This window comes from Enterobacter sp. K510 (assembly GCF_055804875.1).
Window position 1 is genome coordinate 291,111 of the sequence record NZ_JBNRLQ010000002.1, and the last position, 18,872, is coordinate 309,982.

Sequence of the window (18,872 nt, forward strand, 5' to 3'; positions counted from 1 at the left end):
GGGCGGGGGCGCTGCAAAGCGCGCCGGTGTCGATGAGGCCGGTAGTTCCAACCCTGTCCGGTTCCACCACCCATGAGATTGGAACCTCTGGTGGTGGTTATATATGTCACTCATCAGAGGCTGCCCTTTATGGCTACGACCCTCAACCAGACTCACCCGTTACTGACCGTCTCCTTTAATGCGGATACCGATTTCACCGTACTGGCCGACCACTGCGACAAACTCGCCGAAGCTCAGGCGGAATGCCTCGATCCGGCGCTTAGAATGGCGCTCTGCGGACGGCTTGCCGCTGTGCTGGCGCTGCTGAAGCCGGGACTGTTAGACCCCATCCCGCCGCACCTGAAAGACAGTCTGACCGTCGATACGCTGCCCGAAACATCTCCCCGTTTTGCTCCCGACGCGGACACGCTCTGCGACTACTGTTCAGCTCTGACGCAGCTTTTACTCTGCCGGATGTTTTCGCCGCAGGAGGAAGAACAACTGCGCTGGCTGTTGGCAGAGCTGACAGAATATTTTACCGCAGAGATGAAAGCGCCGCGCTGGATACGCACCGCCGACGGCGTGAAGTTTATCGATGAGGTGACGGGATGACACAGCCGGACTGGCACCCGGCGGATATTATCGCCGGGTTGAAAAAGAGGGGAACGTCGCTTGCCGCCGTTTCCCGTCAGGCGGGGCTGGCGTCCTCCACGCTGGCAAACGCGCTGATTAGACACTGGCCCAAAGGTGAAAGGCTGATTGCCGAAGCGTTGGGTATTGCGCCGGAGCAAATCTGGCCCTCCCGCTACTGTAAGCCGGAAAACCGCTAAAACAATCCCTCCCGCACTTTTGACTGCTTTGTTGTCACAAGTGCGGGAGAAGGCAAGCGAAGCGCGGCAGTTCAGGCGCACCAAAAACTTTTTGACGCAAAATCAATTTTTCCTTTCTGCGCCAGCGGTACTGGCCTAGTCTCCCTCCTGCTCCATGCTGTCTCAAACAGCGCCCAAAGCTTCATGACCTGAAAGAAGCGCCTGACCCGTCAGGTGATGGTCGTTCCGTTTTACCGGCAGGGCCTCTGCAAAAATGCCGGGTCGCAGATACTGCGGCAGAGGTTAAGATTGACACACGATGCACCCCTTCACTGCGCCAGTTTACTGGCCTGAATCTGCACCATGCCGGAAATTATCCCGGCCAGTTCACACCTGCTGACAATCAGCGCCTTTTACCTAACGGGCTGCGGCCTGCATTTGCCGTAAGGCATTTGCGGCCGCGTGACCGTAAACCTGCACCAGAATGTGCTCTTTCAGGGCACGACACCTGACCGGGCGTCACTTGAGTCCCGCAACGCGGGCGCAAGTGACGCCGTTCCACCACGCTGACGTAAGCCACGGAAAATCTGGCCTGCGCTCTCAATCCCCCACACTGACACGCCGTTTTCAGGCCGCTGTCGGTTCAGAAAAGGAGAAAAAGATCGATACCGAGGAGGGCATGACGCCCCGGAGAATTTCCTGCTTTGGCAGGCAGCCTGTACCGCGTACAGTCTGAAACTCCCTACACCTCAACAACCTGCCACCCCGGCGTGAAGGTATCGTTCTGGCGTAGCCAAAAAGCATACGCCGGGGCCAGATTGTGCTTTTAACCGCGGCAAGGGGGAACTATGGGCAAATTAGGCAGTGAAATGAAGGCGCTGGCGAAAAAGGCTGGGGGCAGTTTTAAAACGGTGGATGATCGCATTCACGTAGTGCAGCGGTTCAGTAAGCATTTACGTTCGCTGAATATCCAGATCCAGCGGGTGGCGCAGATTAAGGTTCGTCATATCGAATGCTATATTCAGGCGCGGTTGGCGCAGGAGATCGGCAAACGGACGCTGCAAAACGAAATGGCCGCGCTGCGTAGCGTGCTGCAACAGGCCGGGCGTAAGCAGGTGGCGGAACATGAACGACTGACCAATAAGGTATTAGGGCTGGCTGGCGCATCCCGTAACGGCACCAACCGGGCCATCACGCCAGAGTATTATCAGCAGGTGCTGGAAGCAGCCCGCGAAAAAGATGCAGGGCTGGCGGCGACGCTGGAACTGGCAAGGCTGCTGGGGCTGCGTGCGCAGGAGGCGGTACAGTGTTGTCAGTCATTAAAAACGTGGAATCAGGCGCTGGAGCGCGGTGAAACCCGGCTGACGGTGGTATTCGGCACCAAGGGCGGACGGCCCCGTGAAACCGTTATTCTGGATGCTATAGCTGTCAAAAAAGCGCTGGATAACGCGTTGGCTGTGGCAGAAGAACGTAATGGCAGGCTGATTGATCAGCCCAGTCTCCAGAAAGCGATGAATTACTGGCGGGGAGAGATCGCCAATGCCGGGCTGACGGGCGATTACACTCCGCACTCATTACGTTATGCGTGGACGCACGACGCGATCCGCCATTATCTGGCGCTGGGATTCAGCGAGAAAGAGGCGCTGGCGCTAACGGCGATGGCTCTGGGCCACGGTGACGGGCGCGGGCGGTATGTGGCGCAGGTGTACGGGCGGAATGGTGAAGTTAATTGATAGCCGTTGCCTTATAAATATTACTTTATTCATCGGTTTCTTCCTGATGATTTTTGAGGTCAAATATCATCAGGCTGTTTCCTATTGATTTCGGGTTATTCATCGGTTTTCGTACAAAAAATTTCTACGTAGAAATTTTTTGTACGGTTTCCTCTTAATAACTACCCTTCCGAACGGTATGACCTATTAATGTGTTTACGGAGCTTTTGCTGATGATTACGCCAGTAAAAGGAAAAGGCCGGAAAGGGTAAAGGGAGACTAACGGTAACAGCGCCAGACCGGAAAGGGCCAAAGGGCTTAAAAGCCATAGCTGGCGCAGTGCTGTAATATTACGGCAACCGGGGCGCTGGTGCAGTCACCGACGATCTTTACTGACTGGTGCAGACCTTCGGCGCAAAAAAAGCAGATCCGAATTCAATCAGGATCTGCTTTTTGCATTATCAACACATTACGTTGTCGCTGACTCAGGCCGCCTTATGCCGCCGCGCATAAATATACGGCGCAACGTAGCCCTCGCGGCTGACATCCAGATAATCCGACCACCATTGCATCATGGCCTTGCGGGCGTCGAGATGTTCAGCGCGGTGGATATACGCTGCCCGCACGCTGTTACGCTCCTGATGGCTCATTTGTCGCTCCACGGCATCCCGCGACCAGAGTTCAGATTCCACCAGCGCACTACAGGCCATTGCCCGGAAACCATGCCCGCAGACGTCAGTTTTGGTGTCATAACCCATTAAACGAAGCGCCCGGTTGATGGTGTTTTCACTCATCGGCTTGTACGGGTTGTGGTCGCCGGGGAACACCAGCTCCAGATGGCCGGAGATTTCCTGTATCTGTTTCAGAATGGCGATTGCCTGCCGGGAAAGCGGCACAATATGCGGGGTACGCATTTTTGCGCCACGGCCCGAAAAGCGGACTTTATCTATTGCCTCGCGGGTGGCGGGGATGGTCCAGATTTTGTTTCTGAAATCAATCTCGCTCCAGCGGGCAAAGCGCAGTTCGCTGGAGCGGATAAACAGGTGGAGAGTCAGCACCACCGCCAGCCGCGTTAACTGCCGTCCCTGCTGATAATCACCGATACGCTTAAACAGTTCGGGCAACCGCTCCAGCGGCAGGGCGGGATAGTGATTTTTAACCGGCGGCGCGGTAACGCCTTCCAGATGCAGCGCCGGATTGTTTTCAATAAGCCCCTGCTGAACGGCATAACGCATGATGTTGCAAAGCTGCTGCCGGGTTCGGGACGCGACTTCGAGAAAGCCTTTATCCTCGATAACCCATAGTAACGCCGTGAAATGCTGCGTTTTCAGCGTGGTGACGGGCAGATGACCAATGGCCGGAAAGATATGATTTCCCATGCTGGCGAGAATACGCGCGGCATAATCAGCCGACCATTTTTTGTTGGTTTTGTGCCATGCCAGCGCCACGGCTTTAAAACACTTTTCCGGTGAAGCTGCGGCTTTATCAGCCATGCGCTGGTGGGCAGGGTTGATATTCTGCGCCAGTAGCTTACGGATATCGTCACGCCGTTGTCTTGCCTCAGCAAGCGAAACCAGCGGATACGCGCCCAGACTGACACGGGACTCTTTGCCACTGAAGCGATACTTGAGATACCAGATACGCGAACCACCGGGATTGACCAGCAGATACAGACCGTGTGAATCAGACAGTTTGATGGGTTTGGAAGAGGGTTTTAAGTTACGGATTTTAGAATCGTTTAAAGACATTTGGGGGTCACTCCAGAATCGAACCAACCTGACCCCAAATCTGACCACCAAATTAACCGGATGCGGAGGGAAAACTGAATACGCATCGGGAAGGATTTTCACGCTAACTTATTGAATTACAATTGAATAAGGACTCGTAAGGAAGCGTAAGAATCGGAATTTGGCTCCTCTGACTGGACTCGAACCAGTGACATACGGATTAACAGTCCGCCGTTCTACCGACTGAACTACAGAGGAATCGTGTGAACGGGGCGAATAGTAGCGGCGCGATCCGGGCTTGTCAAAGGGTGGATTGCCTGTCGACAACCGTTTGCTGACAAATTCAGCAATCCGCTGATTTCCTCACCGAAACCCGTATCCGTGCACCAGTACAGTGCAGGGGTGCCTCCTGATGGAACGCTTTCAAACCGCTGTTTCAGTGATGAAAACGTAGCGGGTAATCAGAATCTCTTATTATCTGGTGAGTTACGAGTGACCGGAGAGGCTTTGCCAAAACTGGCAAGCATCTTGCAACTCCACCGACATGATGACTGCCAGCGTGGCACTGTTATTCCGTACCGGAGGCAATATGAACTTTAGACGACTGAAATACTTCGTGAAAATCGTCGACATTGGCAGCCTGACTCAGGCCGCAGAAGTCCTGCATATCGCGCAGCCCGCCCTGAGCCAGCAAGTTGCCACCCTGGAAGGGGAACTGGATCAGCAGTTGCTGATCCGTACCAAACGAGGCGTCACGCCAACGGAAGCGGGCAAAATTCTCTATGCTCATGCGCGCACCATTCTGCGTCAGTGCGAGCAGGCGCAGCTGGCGGTGCATAATGTCGGCCAGACGCTGCGCGGCCAGGTGTCGATCGGCCTTGCGCCGGGCACGGCGGCCTCGTCCATCACCATGCCGTTATTGCAGGCGGTGCGTATGGAGTTGCCGGACGTCACCGTCTATCTGCATGAAAACAGCGGCATGTCGCTGAATGACAAACTGCTGAGCGGTCAGCTGGATATGGCGGTGCTGTATGAGCGCGCGCCGGGCGCGGGCATCACCAGCCAGCCGCTGCTGAAAGAAGATCTTTACCTGGTGGGCACCCGTGATTGCCCGGGTCAGAGCGTCGATCTGGCGGCGGTGGCGGATATGAATCTGTTCCTGCCGCGGGATTACAGCGCGGTGCGCCTGCGCGTTGATGAAGCTTTCTCCCTGCGCCGCCTGACGGCGAAAATTATCGGCGAGATCGAGTCCATCGGCACGCTGACCGCCGCCATCGCCAGCGGGATGGGCGGCACCGTGTTGCCGGAATCCGCTGCCCGTTCCCTGTGCGAAGCCACTAACGGCTGGATGGCGCGGATCACCTCGCCCTCCATGAGCCTGCCGCTGTCGCTGAACTGCTCCGCACGCGGGCCGCTGTCACCGCAGGCCCAGGCCGTGAAAGAGATCCTGATGTCGCTGGTCAGCCGTCCGTCGCTGGAGGCGCGTGAGCTGCTGCTGGTGGGCTAGGGTTATTCCTTTTCGACATAAGATGCAGGTTTTTATTATTTGTTCCGCCGGCCTTCAGACTCTAACAATAGCGTTATGTCTGAAGGCCGGGAGAGAAGGGTGAATTTCCAGCAACTTAAAATAATCCGTGAGGCGGCGCGGCGGGATTTCAATCTCACCGAAGTCGCCAATATGCTTTACACCTCGCAGTCGGGCGTCAGCCGTCATATCCGCGAACTGGAAGAAGAATTAGGGATTGAGATTTTCATCCGGCGCGGCAAGCGGTTGCTGGGCATGACCGAGCCGGGTAAGGCGCTGCTGGTCATTGCCGAGCGTATTCTTAACGAGGCCAGCAATGTGCGGCGGCTGGCGGATCTCTTCACCAACGATGCCACCGGCGTGCTGACCATCGCCACGACTCACACCCAGGCGCGTTACAGCCTGCCGCCGGTGATCAAATCTTTCCGCGCCCTGTTCCCGGAAGTGCGTCTGGAACTGATCCAGGGTACGCCGCAGGAAATTGAAACTCTGCTGCACAATGGCGGGGCGGATATCGGTATCGCCAGTGAGCGGCTGAGCAACGATCCGGCGCTGGTGGCCTTCCCCTGGTTCCGCTGGCATCACAATCTGCTGCTGCCGGTGGATCATCCGTTAAATACCGTCAATCCGTTAACGCTGGAGGAGATCGCCCGCTGGCCGATTATCACCTATCGTCAGGGGATCACCGGACGTTCGCGTATCGACGAAGCCTTTATGCGCAAAGGGCTGGCGCCGGATATTGTGCTGAGTGCGCAGGACTCCGACGTGATCCGCACCTATGTAGAGCTGGGGCTGGGCATTGGCCTGGTGGCGGAGCAGTCCGGTGACGGGCTGGAATCCGGCGGCCTGGTGCGTCTGGATACCCGTCATCTGTTTGACGCCAATACGGTCTGGCTGGGGCTGAAGCGCGGCCAGCTGCAGCGTAACTATGTCTGGCGCTTTATCGAACTGTGTAACGCCGGGCTGTCGCTGGATGAGATCAAACGTCAGGCGATGGAGCCGGACGACGTGGCGATTGATTATCAGATTTAGCGAAGGGTGATCTGCCCGGCAGAAGCCGGGCAGCGGGTTCAGGACTTAAAACTGGACGGAATAATTCACACCAAAGGTGCGTCCACGACCCTTGTATTCATAGAGGGAGGATGCGCCATAGGTCGGGCTGTAGAGCATCTGCGCGCGCTGGCCCCAGACGGTGGTGTAATCCTTATCAAGCAGGTTCTCAATGCTGAACGCCAGGTTCCCCACCGGTAAGGCGTAGCCGCCGATCAGATCAACGGTGTTGTAGCCGTCAATTTTATTGCCGTTCGCGTCGCTAACATCAAAGGACTGCGTAGTCTGCACGCGCAGGCTCCAGGGATCCGGCGCCCAGCCGACATAAGCAGTGGCTTTTGACGGGCTGGCGTAACTCACATCCCACTTTTCCCATTTGCCGTCAACGCGGGTTTCGGATTTCAGCACGTTAAAGTTCACGCCGGTGCTCCAGTCCGTTTCCGGAATAAAGTAATCCACCGCCCCTTCCACACCGTAAATGCGGCGCTTATCGTCATCGACGTTAATGGTCATGTCGCTGCGGTTAATAGAGATGGACTTATCCGACAGGGAATAATAGGCGGCCAGCTGTGTGCGCAGGGCATCGCCGGTATAGCGCCAGCCCAGCTCGTAGGAGTCGACTTTGATCCCCTGGAGTTTCGACTGTCCGACGTTGACGCTGTTCAGCAGACGATAGTGGCCGTTGACCAGGCGGTAGGTGCCGTTGCCGTAGTATTTCCCCGGATCCGGTAATTCCACGCCCTGGGAGAAGTTCACCCACGCCTGCTGGCGTTCGGTCAGATGCAACAGGATCCCGGCGTTATACAGGAAGTTGTCATAGTCGGTGGTGCCGCCAGGGATTTCGTCAGCCGAGCGGGCCGTGCCTTTGGCAATCGCCTGCTGCTGCGTGTAACCGATGAAATCATCAATGGCATTACGCGTTTTCTGGTAACGTACGCCGCCGCTCAGGGTAACCAGATCGTTGACGTCGTAGCTGGATTGCAGGAAGGCGGCGAGGTTGGTGATCTCATAGCCCGGATAGCGCCCGGTGGTATAGATGCTCTGGTTATTCAGACCGCCGGAGGCGCTGGATTTTGCCAGATCGAAGAACATCTGATTGGAGGTAAAGCGCTCGTGATCGGCATCGAGCCCATAAGTAAGCTGTAGGCCGTCCAGCGGTTTGCTGTTCAGCGTCAGTTTTGCGCCGTACTGATCGGTATCCTGCTGCGAGGAGGAGAGGCTGGTCACCGCGCTGCCTGCGACAGTCGGGAACGGATAAAAGGTCAGGGATTCATCGCGATAATAAACCTGGCCCACCAGCTCCTGGCCGAGGAAATCCGTATTTGAGTACTGCATGCTGATCAGGTGGCGTTCGGTACCCGGTATACGGTCCGAATTCAGACCCTTACTGGCGTACGCTTTACCGTTACCCGTTACCGCCGAGAAATTCTCCCCGAGGAACAGGCCGTAGTCTTCATCGCCCTGGCTTTTATAATACTGGCTGACGACCTGCAATTGCTGTGTATCATCAATTGCCAGTGTGCCGGTGCCCGTCACATCCAGACGATCGGAATACTGCAAGCCGGTCTGGGTATTGTCCAGCAGCGTGGCATCGCCGTTACCGTCATACCAGCCGCCAAACTTCTGGTAAGCCACAGCCATGCGCCCGGAAATTTTGTCGTTTCCGCCGGAGATGGCGCTTGCCACCCGCTCATCATGATCTTTACTGCTGTTAAATCCGGTTTTGCTGCCGGCTTCAAATTCCACCTGCGTGTCCGGCTGGCCTTTTTTGGTGACGATATTGATAAGCCCGCCGGTACTGCCGCCGCCGTAAAGGGAGGTGGAGCCGGAGATCACTTCGATATGCTCGATGTTGAACGGATCGATGGCGTCCAGCTGGCGGCTGTCGGTGCGCGAGGAGTTCAGGCGCACGCCGTCAATCAGTACCACAATTGCGCGGCCACGCATATTCATGCCGTAATTCGTGCGGCCCTGGCTGCTGACATCCATGCCAGGGATCAGCTGCGCCAGCGCGTCTTTCAGCTCTTTGCCGCCTTTAACCTGCTGTTCCAGCTCTGCGCCTTCAATAACCCAGGTGGTTTGCGCCATTTCGGCTACGGTGCGATGAGTGCGACTGGCGGATACCACCATATCCTGTTCACTGGTTTGCTGTGCCAGCGCGGGCGTTATCATAGCCAGAAATAGCGGGTTAAGCGCCCAGAGCGTCTTTTTGCAGGTGTTCATTATCATTCCTTAGTTTTTATACATAATCCGCGTGAACGCCAGGCGGCATCACGCCGGAATTAGATCAATAAAATCAGCACGAAAGGGAACATTTATTTTTTGAGAATAAGAATTTTGCCGATAATGGTTATCATTAGCAATATGAATTGTTAGATTTTGTGAATTTTTTGCGGGCGACGGCAAGAAAATGAAAAACAAGGAATTGGCTGCGGCGGAAATGCAAAAACCCCGCTCAGGTTTCCCTGAGCGGGGCTCTCGAATTTGGCTCCTCTGACTGGACTCGAACCAGTGACATACGGATTAACAGTCCGCCGTTCTACCGACTGAACTACAGAGGAATCGTGTGAACGGGGCGAATACTACTTGCCCCCGATATTTGTGTCAACAGCAAATTTAACTTGCTGATTCAACTGGCGAATATTAGCTCAAATTGCTGTTTCAGTGAACATAAGGCGGTTCATCGTTAACAGCAGTACTATTGCCGCGCAGCCGTGCCAGCGGATCCTGACGGTAAAACTGGCAGAAACGCTGCCACAGCGCCGGGAAACGCGGAGCGAACAGCTCAGGCGCGCTGAAGAAATATTCCGACAGCACGGCGAAACATTCTGCGGGATCGGTGGCGGCGTAGGCATCAATGCTGGCCGCGCTTTCGCCCACCAGGTCGATTTCATCCTGAATGTTGTTCATGGCGGCGTGCAGATCATGCTCCCAGCCAGCCACTTCGCGCAGGGGGATCAGCGGCACGCCGCTGGCGCGGTCGCCGTTGCGCGTATCCAGCTTATGCGCCACTTCATGAATAATCAGGTTAAAGCCGGAGGTGTCGAACGAATCCTGAATGTCGAGCCAGTTTAAGATCACCGGCCCCTGCTGCCAGCTTTGCCCTGACTGCACCATGCGCTGACTGTGCACCAGCCCGATATCATCTTCCCATTCGTCGTCCACCACAAAAGGCGCAGGATAGATCAGCACTTCGTGAAAACCGTCGAGCCATTCGATGCCCAGTTCCAGCACCGGTAAGCAGAAGAGCAGGGCGATACGACAGCTTTTCAGCTCATCCAGCTCCAGCCCCTGCAGCGCGACCAGGCGTTTTTGCTGCAAAAAGCGATCGGCAAGCTGAACCAGCCGGTTTTGTTCCTCCGGGGTCAGAGTCGATAACATCGGGACGGCAAGCGCATTTTCCCAGGGGAGCGCCAGAGTCCGTGCCGTTTCATTTGCTTTCCAGGGCCATTTAATCATCGCTTTGCTCGCAAACTCGTCACTTGAACACAATTGCAGGGACAGGGTCTGTTAAAATGCCAAAGAACCTGGCATGATGGCAACCATCAGAACGGAGAGATGCCGGAGCGGCTGAACGGACCAGTCTCGAAAACTGGAGTAGGGGCAACTCTACCGGGGGTTCAAATCCCCCTCTCTCCGCCATTATTCAATCACTTATCCCGTTTCGTTTCAGTGACCGACGTCCCGTTGAGAAAATCCTTTATTCCTGCAGAACCCGGATAGTAGTCTGCCCGCCCATATCTTGCTACCGCTTTAGTCTCAAATTGCAGGCATAAAAAAGCCCGCACAGGGGCGGGCTTTAGCACAAGCGGTTATCAGAACTGGTAAGTCAGACCAACGCCGACCACGTCATCCGTGGCGATGCCGTTATCTTTGTAGAAGCTGTCATCTTCATCCAGCATGTTGATTTTGTAATCAACATAGGTGGACATGTTTTTGTTGAAATAGTAGGTCGCGCCCACTTCGATGTAGTTCACCAGATCCTGGTCAACATAGTCAGTGCCGTGTTTGGTGTTATTACCGCCAAGGTCGTTACCTTTGGAGTAAACCCACGCCAGGGACGGACGCAGACCGAAGTCGAACTGGTACTGGGCCACCGCTTCAAAGTTTTGCGTGTGGTTTGCGATACCCTCATCACCGTAAGGGGTCATGTTGTGGGTTTCAGCATACATCATCGCCAGATACAGGTTATAAGCATCGTACTTCAGGCCAAAGGTCCAGGCGTCTGCTTTATCGCCGCCAGCAGCTTTGCTGTAACGATCGTTCAATCCACCCGCCGCAACCTGCTCGTTAGTACGGTCAGATGTAGCATAAGCCGCGCCCAGGCTCAGTCCTTCCAGCGCGCCCTGGAAGTTATAGGATGAAGACAGACCGAAGCCGTCGCCGTTCTGGAAGCGCACATCATCGTGACCGTTTTTGGTGCCTTCCTGATCTTCGTTCGTGTTGCTACCTTCGTTGTTACCCTGGTATTGCAGCGCAAAGTTCAGGCCTTCAACCGCGCCGAAGAAATCAGTGTTGCGGTAGGTGGCTACGCCGTTGGCACGGCCAACCATAAAGTTGTCGGTCCAGGTGTAGGAATCGCCGCCGAATACCGGCAGCATATCGGTCCAGGCTTCAACGTCGTACACCACGCCGTAGTTACGGCCATAGTCGAAGGAGCCAAAATCGCTGGAGCGCAGACCGGCGAATGCCAGCTTAGCGAAGGTGTTGTCGCGGCCTTCGGTGTCGCTTGCCATGGTTTTCAGCAGCACCTGACCGTAACCGCTCAGGCCGCTGTTAATCTGGGTTTCGCCTTTGAAACCCAGTTCCATGATGGTTTCATCGCCATCATCGCCCGGGTTATCAGAGAACGTATGACGGGCATCAACTTTACCGTACAGGTCCAGTTTATTGCCGTCTTTATTATAAATTTCAGCCGCGTTAGCCGCGCCAGCCATTAACAGGGCGGGCACAATAATTGCCAGTACTTTTCTTTTCATTATTTAATCCCTTTGCATCATATGAATAATAATTTATATGAATGTATGTGATTTCAGATTAAATCACAGTCCCGATACTATTCTATAAAGTTCATATTTTTTTAAAAGAAAGGTGTAAGTAAATTATATTATATATTGCAATTTGTTTCTCTGTTGGGCGGTATTTATCTTATGAATATCAATAACCTATAATAATTCACCGAATTTATATGATTGCAGTCTGATTAATTTAATGTGTGTTTTGTGTTATTGCTATTCATCAGGTTTATAAACGCTGATATATAAATTGATATAAAGAATATATTAAGGTTTGAAGAAAAAAAAGCCAGCCCGGACAGGCTGGCAATGTAAGACATTAGCATGATAACGAAATGAAGGAATTTAAAAGTCATGCAGGTTAATAACGGCGAAATAATGACATAAAAAGAATCCTGCCCGCAATACTCTTTATCTTTTGTGAGCCACCTCGCAGCGGCTGCTAAACTGGCGCTATAGCCGACAATAAAGGAGAGGGCGATGGCGGATGTGCATGACAAAGCGACGCGCAGTAAAAATATGCGTGCCATCGGCACGCATGACACGGCCATTGAACAGCGGCTGGCCGCATTACTCACCGACCTCGGGCTGGCGTTTCACGTGCAGGACGCCACGCTGCCCGGCCGCCCGGATTTTGTGATTGATGATTACCACTGCGTTGTCTTCACCCACGGCTGTTTCTGGCATCACCATAACTGTTATCTGTTTAAAGTCCCTGCGACGCGTACCGATTTCTGGCTGGCGAAGATCGGCCAGAACGTTGCGCGCGACAGGCGCGATCTGACGCAGCTGCGCGCGGACGGCTGGCGGGTACTGGTGGTGTGGGAGTGCGCCCTGCGCGGGCGGCAGAAGCTGAGCGATGAAAGGTTAAGCGTGCGGCTGGAGGAGTGGATCTGCGGCGGCGGCGAGGCCGAGCAGATCGATACGCAGGGAATACAGACTATTTCCTGATCTCACAGGAGGCCACCACCGGCCGGGCAGGGAACAGGTATTTCCCGAGGGTGACCAGCACCACCGCAAGAATAATAATCCCCAGCGCCAGCCACTCTACCGGCGACAGCACTTCACCGGCGAAAGTGGTGCCGAGCAGCACCGCCACCACCGGATTCACATAGGCGTAGCTGGTGGCCACCGCCGGGGTGGTATTGCGGATAAGGTACATATAGGCGCTGATGGCGATAATCGAGCCAAAAATGGCCAGATAACCCACCGCGACAAAGCCTGACAGCGTCGGCAGAGCGGTCAGCGTCTCCCCGCTACAGAAAGACGCCGCCAGCAGCACAACACCCGCCGCCAGCATTTCAATCGCCCCCGCCATCATGCCGACCGGCAGTTCAATGCGCGACCCATAAACCGAGCCGAATGCCCAGCTCAGGGAGCCGATCAGGATCATGACCGCGCCCAGCGGATTCCCGCTCAGGTTGCCGCCGCTGTTGAGCAGCACAATGCCGCACAGGCCAATGGCAATGCCAAGCCACTCCAGTTTGCGGGTCCGGATACCAAAAAAATGGCTGAAGCAGAGCGTAAACAGCGGCACCGTCGCCACCACCACTGCGGCGATCCCCGACGGCACGTTCTGGTGCTCGGCGACGGTGACCATGCCATTGCCCACCGCCAGCAGTAACACGCCGATCAGCGCGGCGTTAAGCAACGGGCGCAGCGGCGGCAGTCGATGCCCGCGGATCAGCAGGAAGGTCATCAGCAGCACGCCCGCCGTCAGAAAGCGGACGCCCGCCATCATCAGCGGCGGCCAGCTTTCGACCCCGACGCGAATAACAAAGTAGGTGGAACCCCAGATAATATAAAGCGCGAAAAGAGAACCAATAAGCGGTAAAAGCAGCCTGAAACGCATACGCCCTCACGGCGGAACAGTAAGAAGGCTTACAGTAAACGACAAAAGTAGTTAGCTGGCGAGTCATTTACTCGTCAGGGTAATGTTAATTTTTTGTTGACTTTACGCCGGGCATTTCGCGCCGGGCGTTTATGCTCCATACTCATTGTTATATCAACAAAAAAGAGAAGGAATGTATTTTGGCGGGAAGTAGTTTATTAACCTTACTGGACGATATTGCCACTTTACTGGATGACATCTCGGTGATGGGCAAACTGGCGGCGAAAAAAACGGCGGGCGTGCTCGGCGATGATTTGTCGCTCAATGCGCAGCAGGTGTCCGGCGTGCGCGCTAACCGCGAGCTGCCGGTGGTATGGAGCGTGGCGAAAGGATCGCTGCTCAACAAGGTGATCCTGGTACCGCTGGCGCTGCTGATCAGCGCCTTTATTCCGTGGGCGATCACGCCGCTGCTGATGGTGGGCGGGGCATTTTTATGTTTTGAAGGTGTTGAAAAGGTACTGCATACTCTGCATGCCCGTAAGCACAAAGAGACGCCGGAAGCGCGACAGCAGCGTCTCGACGCCATCGCCGCGCAGGATCCGAAAACCTTTGAGCGCGATAAAGTAAAAGGGGCGATCCGCACCGATTTTATTCTCTCGGCAGAAATCGTCGCCATCACGCTGGGTATTGTGGCCGATGCGCCGCTGCTTAATCAGGTTCTGGTGCTGTCGGGTATCGCGCTGGTGGTCACCATCGGCGTTTATGGCCTCGTCGGGGTGATCGTCAAACTGGATGATGTGGGTTACTGGCTGGCGGAGAAACCCGGTGCTGTGGCAAGATCTGTCGGCAAGGGCCTGCTGGTGGTTGCCCCCTGGCTGATGAAAGCGCTCTCCATCATCGGTACGCTGGCGATGTTTCTGGTGGGGGGCGGGATCGTGGTGCACGGTATCGCCCCGCTGCACCATGCCATTGAACACGCGGCTGCCGCGCACGGCGCGGTGGTGCAGGCAACCTTACCGATGCTGGCAAATTTAGTGCTGGGCTTTGTGATTGGCCTGGCCGTTGTGGCGGTGGTAAAAGCTGCCGCGCGGTTACGCGGTGCGGCGCATTAATCCTCTCCTGCCCGGCGCTGCCGGGCAGATTTACCGGCACAACTTATGACATTCAGGAAACTCGTAGTGCTGTTAAAAAAGTTGCGCCACTCTTTTGATCCCGCGCGGATCGTTAACCTCTGTTTTGCTTTCGTGCTGATTAGCTCAACCTTGCTCACCTGGCGCGAGGCCGTGGTGCTGGAAGATGCCTATGCCGCCAGCCAGCAGACCACGCTGGATAAAGCCGCCTCTGCGCTGGATCGACAGTTGCAGACCGGCGTGAATCTGCTGCTGTTCTATCGCAACAGTATGCAGACCGCGATGCAAACCCCGCTCGCTTTTGATGTCCTCAACAATGTTCAACATGATTTTTCCACCGTCCGCCAGCAGCCGTTCTGGCAGATTGATGTAGACGCCCGGCGTACGCTGGCGCTGAACGGCGTGGGCGATGACTTTGTCCGCCGCCATCCGCTGCTGAGCCGCGATATTCCCGCCCTGAATTATGAAATGACTGCCGCGCTGGAAATGGGCTATATGATGCGCCTCTCTTCGGTCTATCCGGTGGCGCCGGAACGCGCGATGTACGTCTCCCGCGCGGGCTATTTTCTTTCAACCAGCGCTCCGCCAGGCACCGATGATATCGTTACCCGCTACCAGAGGATCATTAATTCGTCCTGGTTCAGCGGTCAGTCGCAACATAATAATCACGAACGCAATGTGCGCTGGTTTGCCCATACCGGCGATAAGGGCGCTTACGTCACCGCCAGCATTCCGCTCGACCATCAGGATTACTGGTACGGCACCATTGCGCTACAGTTCCCGGTGGTCCTGCTTAAGAAGCAACTGGAAGACTCCCTTACCGATGAAGACCAGGGCGAGTATCAGCTCTATGACAGCGAGTTCAGGTTAATCACCGCCTCGACGAATAACGATGCCGCGCCGGAAGCGTTCAGCGAGGCAGATCGGCATGAGCTGTTACAGGCAGTCGCCCATGAGACCACCGGTAATCTGCATCTCGGCAGCCAGTTTGTCAGCTGGCAAAACCTCCGCCATTTCGACGGCGTACTGATCCGTATTCACTCCCTGAGCGCCGGTCTGGATGGCGATTTTGGCACCATCAGCATTGTGATTGCGCTGCTCTGGCTGCTGTTCACCACCATGGTGCTGCTGTCATGGATGGTGATCCGCCGTATGGTGCGCAATATGTACCAGATGCAAAACTCCCTGCGATGGCAGGCCTGGCACGATCCCCTGACGCGCCTGAGCAACCGCGGTGGGCTGTTTGAGCAGGCGAAAAAACTTACCGCGCACAGCCAGCAAACCGGCGAGCCGTTATCGGTGATCCAGATTGACCTCGACCACTTTAAACAGGTCAATGACCGTCACGGACACCAGGCGGGCGATCGGGTGCTGGCGCACGTGGCGCGGCTGATAGAAAACACGCTGGGATCCGCTGATGCGGCGGGACGCGTGGGCGGAGAAGAGTTCTGCGTGATTTTGCCGGACAGCACGCTGGCGCAGGCGAAGGCCCTGGCTGAACGTATCCGGGCGCGCATCGCCGCGAAAGAGATCCTGCTGCCGAAAGGCCGTACCTTAAGGATGACCGCGTCGCTGGGTGTCAGCAGCGGCGTGGCCGATGAGATGACCAATTTTGAGATGTTGCAGTCCATCGCCGATAATCGGCTTTACCGTGCCAAGCGCAGCGGGCGCAATCAGGTATGCGCCAGCGATGAAGATCAGGAATCGCCAAGCCAGTGATCCAGCCCTTCGCGCCAGCCTGCCGGGCCTTTTAACGTCGTACGATACACGCGCGCGGGATCGTCCTTCGTGAGCGTGACGCCGTCGCGGTTAAGGCCTTTCACCACCACCGCAAAATCGACGTTATCCAGCAAAGGGGCGTCGTTGGGGCCATCCCCAAGCCCGATAGTGGTATGGGGATGACCATCGCGCTGACGGTACTGACTGGTCAGCCAGTTTACGGCCTGGTCTTTACCGCCGCGCTGATCCAGTACATGCCAGTAACGCGCCCCCTGCATAAAACGCAGTCCGAGGCCTTCCAGGGCGTTGCGGAAGTCGTTCATGCGTTCATCGCTGTCGCGCCAGATTAACGTCTCAGAAGCCTCGTGCAGCCGCGCCAGGCCCGCCTGGGTAGGTGTCAGGCCGGTGACCTCCGCCAGTACCCGGTCTTCCAGTTCACTGAACAGGGTGAATTTGAAGCCATGCTGCTCGCGTAACCGGGTCAGAACCTGTACCACCTCGTCATGGGACGCGCCGTTAATCAGTCGCGGGAAATCGGGGTGATCCTGCCAGTGCGTATCCAGATGGATCACCGCGCCGTTCTCGGCAATAAAAGGCAGATCCTGTAAGCCAAGACTTTTCTGCAACGCCATCATTTCGGCGGCGGTTTTGCTGCTGCATAAAATGACCGGGATCTGCTGCTGTCCAAGGCGGCTCAGCCATTCGGCGGCGGGCTGCCAGTCCCAGGTATGGCTGTCCAGCAGGGTGCCATCGAGGTCGGTGAAAATCAGTAGCGGGTCGTGAAGGGCTGGCATAAAAGCGGCTCCTGTAGTCAGAATAAAATGGTGCAGGGCTAAGAAAACTCTCAAATACTGTGAAGGTTTGTAAGGCTTTTTGTCAGGGATGCAGCGCCGCAAGTCTTCTGCCGCGCGACATTGCCAATTATAACCTTCATGAATTCTATGTTAGTGAATTATTACCAATGTAAATATATCCTTGTCAGCTATATCAATAGTAGATACAGTCTCTCCCGCATCAGATTTCCTGGTGTAACGAATTTTCAAGTGCTTCTTGCAATCGCAAGCTTTAACCCGGCCTCCCCAGGCCGGGTTTTTTTATATCCTGATGTCAGCGGTTCAGTTCTGATGCGCTAAAATCACGAATATCCAGCTCAAATGCCTCCGCCAGCTCCCGCCACGTATGATAATCGCGCCCGTCAACGCTCACTCGTTGTCCGTCATCGCTGTCTATACGATGAATATTGCTTTCGCTGATTTCATTGATGGCGGCCAGCAGAGCGTCAACGTTGATTTCACCTTCGCCAGAAGGTTTAGTGCCGTGATCGCTTTTCATTGCCGTTACCTCTTTCACCCCGACAGCCTAAGTATAGACGGTGGAGAAAAGCAGCAATAAGGCAGATGAACACTGTCAGAACAGCGGATTTGATCTACACTGGCAAAAATGCATTCAGGAGGATGAAAATGAAGGTAAACGATAAGGTTACGGTGAAAACGGACGGGGGTCCTCGCCGTCCGGGAGTGGTTCTGGCCATCGAGCCGTTCAGTGAGGGCACCATGTATCTGGTATCCCTTGAGGACTACCCGTTAGGCATCTGGTTCTTTAATGAACTTGGGCACCCGGACGGGATATTTGTTGAGAAGCAGGAACAGTAAACCCTCCGGCGGGGGAGGGGAGCGCCCGCTTACCCTCTCACCGCATGTTGACGAAAATACCGTTGGTCACATTATCGGTGAGACGCACCACGTGATAGATCACTTGCTTATTATGCGTTTTTATTTTTCTTTTAATATTACCCTTATGTGATGATACCGTTTTCGCTTTAATATTCATTTGATCTGATATTTGAATGGTTCCCTGCCCGGACATCCACATTTTCAGCATACTGGATTCAGTACGGCTTAAAGAGAGTGTAGGGAGATTAATGGAACCCGCGCCCTTTGACTCCGTATTCAGACAACCACCGAGGATGTCGTCCAGAGATTCAGGCTTAATCGATTTTGAACTAATTAATAAGTTTTTGCGTACCAGCAGGTATTCATCAAAGTGGATATTAGCAATTGCCATAAACACGATAAACATTGTTTTCGGATACTGATTAATGATTTGCTTAATTTGCAGGCTCAGTTCCTGGTCATGAATAAAGCAGTCTTCATTAATAAATACCACAGCGGGTTTTAGCGCCTCGCAGGCAGATCCAAGCTCATCAACAGTCTGTACATCATTGATTTCTCGCTTTTTTACTCCCCGGCTTGTCAGGTATCCGGTTAATCCCAACCTGGTATAACTGCATAAATCCATAATAATCGTTGACATGGCATACCCTCACTCAATGCGTAACGATAATTCACCCCTGCCTGAATGCTGTACGATCAGCC

At 54.8% G+C, this 18,872-nt stretch carries 17 protein-coding genes and 3 tRNA genes; 10 read left to right on the top strand and 10 right to left on the bottom strand.

The annotated features are described in order from the left end of the window. Positions 1-129 precede the first annotated feature (129 nt). The 3 genes from ACQUTD_RS03880 (at position 130) to ACQUTD_RS03890 (ending at position 2,521) form a co-directional block, all read left to right on the top strand. A complete protein-coding gene (locus ACQUTD_RS03880) occupies positions 130-591 on the top strand; it encodes a hypothetical protein (protein WP_473273793.1) in 462 nt (153 codons plus the stop codon). Then, on the top strand, positions 588-809 hold the full coding sequence (locus ACQUTD_RS03885) for a helix-turn-helix domain-containing protein (RefSeq protein WP_473273795.1): 222 nt from the start codon (positions 588-590) through the stop codon (positions 807-809). The genes ACQUTD_RS03880 and ACQUTD_RS03885 overlap by 4 nt, the downstream gene beginning before the upstream one ends. 827 nt (positions 810-1,636) lie before the next feature. Continuing rightward, positions 1,637-2,521, top strand: a complete 885-nt coding sequence (locus ACQUTD_RS03890; protein WP_473273797.1) for an integrase domain-containing protein — start codon at positions 1,637-1,639, stop codon at positions 2,519-2,521. Positions 2,522-2,985: 464 nt separating this feature from the next. On the opposite strand, the gene ACQUTD_RS03895 is transcribed toward ACQUTD_RS03890, so the two are convergent. Continuing rightward, positions 2,986-4,248 (bottom strand): integrase arm-type DNA-binding domain-containing protein, encoded by a 1,263-nt coding sequence (locus tag ACQUTD_RS03895; protein ID WP_473273798.1) that lies wholly within the window; start codon positions 4,246-4,248, stop codon positions 2,986-2,988. Between the two features lie 161 nt (positions 4,249-4,409). Then, positions 4,410-4,485 (bottom strand) — tRNA-Asn (locus ACQUTD_RS03900). Between the two features lie 331 nt (positions 4,486-4,816). Here ACQUTD_RS03900 and nac point away from each other — a divergent pair. Further along, a complete protein-coding gene (gene nac, locus ACQUTD_RS03905; protein ID WP_072569475.1) occupies positions 4,817-5,734 on the top strand; it encodes a nitrogen assimilation transcriptional regulator NAC in 918 nt (305 codons plus the stop codon). Positions 5,735-5,833: 99 nt separating this feature from the next. Next, positions 5,834-6,784 (top strand): HTH-type transcriptional regulator Cbl, encoded by a 951-nt coding sequence (gene cbl, locus ACQUTD_RS03910; RefSeq protein WP_072568945.1) that lies wholly within the window; start codon positions 5,834-5,836, stop codon positions 6,782-6,784. Positions 6,785-6,829: 45 nt separating this feature from the next. Here cbl and ACQUTD_RS03915 read toward each other — a convergent pair whose 3' ends face one another. From ACQUTD_RS03915 to mtfA, 3 genes are all read right to left on the bottom strand, one after another. Continuing rightward, positions 6,830-9,025 (bottom strand): TonB-dependent siderophore receptor, encoded by a 2,196-nt coding sequence (locus tag ACQUTD_RS03915; protein ID WP_473273800.1) that lies wholly within the window; start codon positions 9,023-9,025, stop codon positions 6,830-6,832. A 262-nt stretch (positions 9,026-9,287) separates the two neighbouring features. Next, positions 9,288-9,363: transfer RNA gene (locus ACQUTD_RS03920), tRNA-Asn, on the bottom strand. 100 nt (positions 9,364-9,463) lie between these two features. Then, positions 9,464-10,261 (bottom strand): DgsA anti-repressor MtfA, encoded by a 798-nt coding sequence (mtfA, locus tag ACQUTD_RS03925; protein WP_072568943.1) that lies wholly within the window; start codon positions 10,259-10,261, stop codon positions 9,464-9,466. A gap of 93 nt (positions 10,262-10,354) precedes the next feature. Here mtfA and ACQUTD_RS03930 point away from each other — a divergent pair. After that, a tRNA-Ser gene (locus ACQUTD_RS03930) sits at positions 10,355-10,444 on the top strand. Between the two features lie 173 nt (positions 10,445-10,617). Here ACQUTD_RS03930 and ompC read toward each other — a convergent pair. Beyond that, a complete protein-coding gene (ompC, locus tag ACQUTD_RS03935) occupies positions 10,618-11,781 on the bottom strand; it encodes a porin OmpC (protein ID WP_473273801.1) in 1,164 nt (387 codons plus the stop codon). Between the two features lie 516 nt (positions 11,782-12,297). On the opposite strand from ompC, the gene ACQUTD_RS03940 reads away from it, so the two are divergent. After that, positions 12,298-12,768 carry a DNA mismatch endonuclease Vsr gene (locus ACQUTD_RS03940; protein WP_473273803.1) on the top strand — a complete coding sequence of 157 codons (471 nt, stop codon included), beginning with the start codon at positions 12,298-12,300 and terminating at the stop codon, positions 12,766-12,768. Here ACQUTD_RS03940 and yedA read toward each other — a convergent pair. After that, complete coding sequence (yedA, locus tag ACQUTD_RS03945) at positions 12,758-13,669, bottom strand: drug/metabolite exporter YedA (RefSeq protein WP_473273804.1); 912 nt, start codon at positions 13,667-13,669, stop codon at positions 12,758-12,760. The two genes, ACQUTD_RS03940 and yedA, sit on opposite strands and share 11 nt — an antisense overlap. Before the next feature lie 179 nt (positions 13,670-13,848). Between yedA and ACQUTD_RS03950 the strand changes: the two genes are divergently transcribed. Next, on the top strand, positions 13,849-14,760 hold the full coding sequence (locus ACQUTD_RS03950; RefSeq protein WP_318364700.1) for a DUF808 family protein: 912 nt from the start codon (positions 13,849-13,851) through the stop codon (positions 14,758-14,760). 66 nt (positions 14,761-14,826) lie between these two features. Beyond that, positions 14,827-16,497 (top strand): cellulose biosynthesis regulator diguanylate cyclase DgcQ, encoded by a 1,671-nt coding sequence (gene dgcQ / locus ACQUTD_RS03955; protein ID WP_473273806.1) that lies wholly within the window; start codon positions 14,827-14,829, stop codon positions 16,495-16,497. Here dgcQ and ACQUTD_RS03960 read toward each other — a convergent pair. Together ACQUTD_RS03960 and ACQUTD_RS03965 are read right to left on the bottom strand one after the other, a co-directional pair. Further along, entirely contained in the window at positions 16,476-17,291 is an 816-nt protein-coding gene (locus ACQUTD_RS03960; protein ID WP_473273807.1) for a mannosyl-3-phosphoglycerate phosphatase-related protein, read from the bottom strand. The two genes, dgcQ and ACQUTD_RS03960, sit on opposite strands and share 22 nt — an antisense overlap. A gap of 313 nt (positions 17,292-17,604) precedes the next feature. Then, positions 17,605-17,829 carry a DUF2525 domain-containing protein gene (locus ACQUTD_RS03965; RefSeq protein WP_473273809.1) on the bottom strand — a complete coding sequence of 75 codons (225 nt, stop codon included), beginning with the start codon at positions 17,827-17,829 and terminating at the stop codon, positions 17,605-17,607. A 128-nt stretch (positions 17,830-17,957) separates the two neighbouring features. Between ACQUTD_RS03965 and dsrB the strand changes: the two genes are divergently transcribed. Then, positions 17,958-18,149, top strand: coding sequence for a protein DsrB (dsrB, locus tag ACQUTD_RS03970; protein WP_199775934.1), 192 nt, complete (start codon positions 17,958-17,960; stop codon positions 18,147-18,149). Between the two features lie 37 nt (positions 18,150-18,186). Here the strand turns inward: dsrB and rcsA are convergent, their stop codons facing one another. Next, on the bottom strand, positions 18,187-18,810 hold the full coding sequence (rcsA, locus tag ACQUTD_RS03975; protein WP_318376191.1) for a transcriptional regulator RcsA: 624 nt from the start codon (positions 18,808-18,810) through the stop codon (positions 18,187-18,189). Positions 18,811-18,872 lie beyond the last annotated feature (62 nt).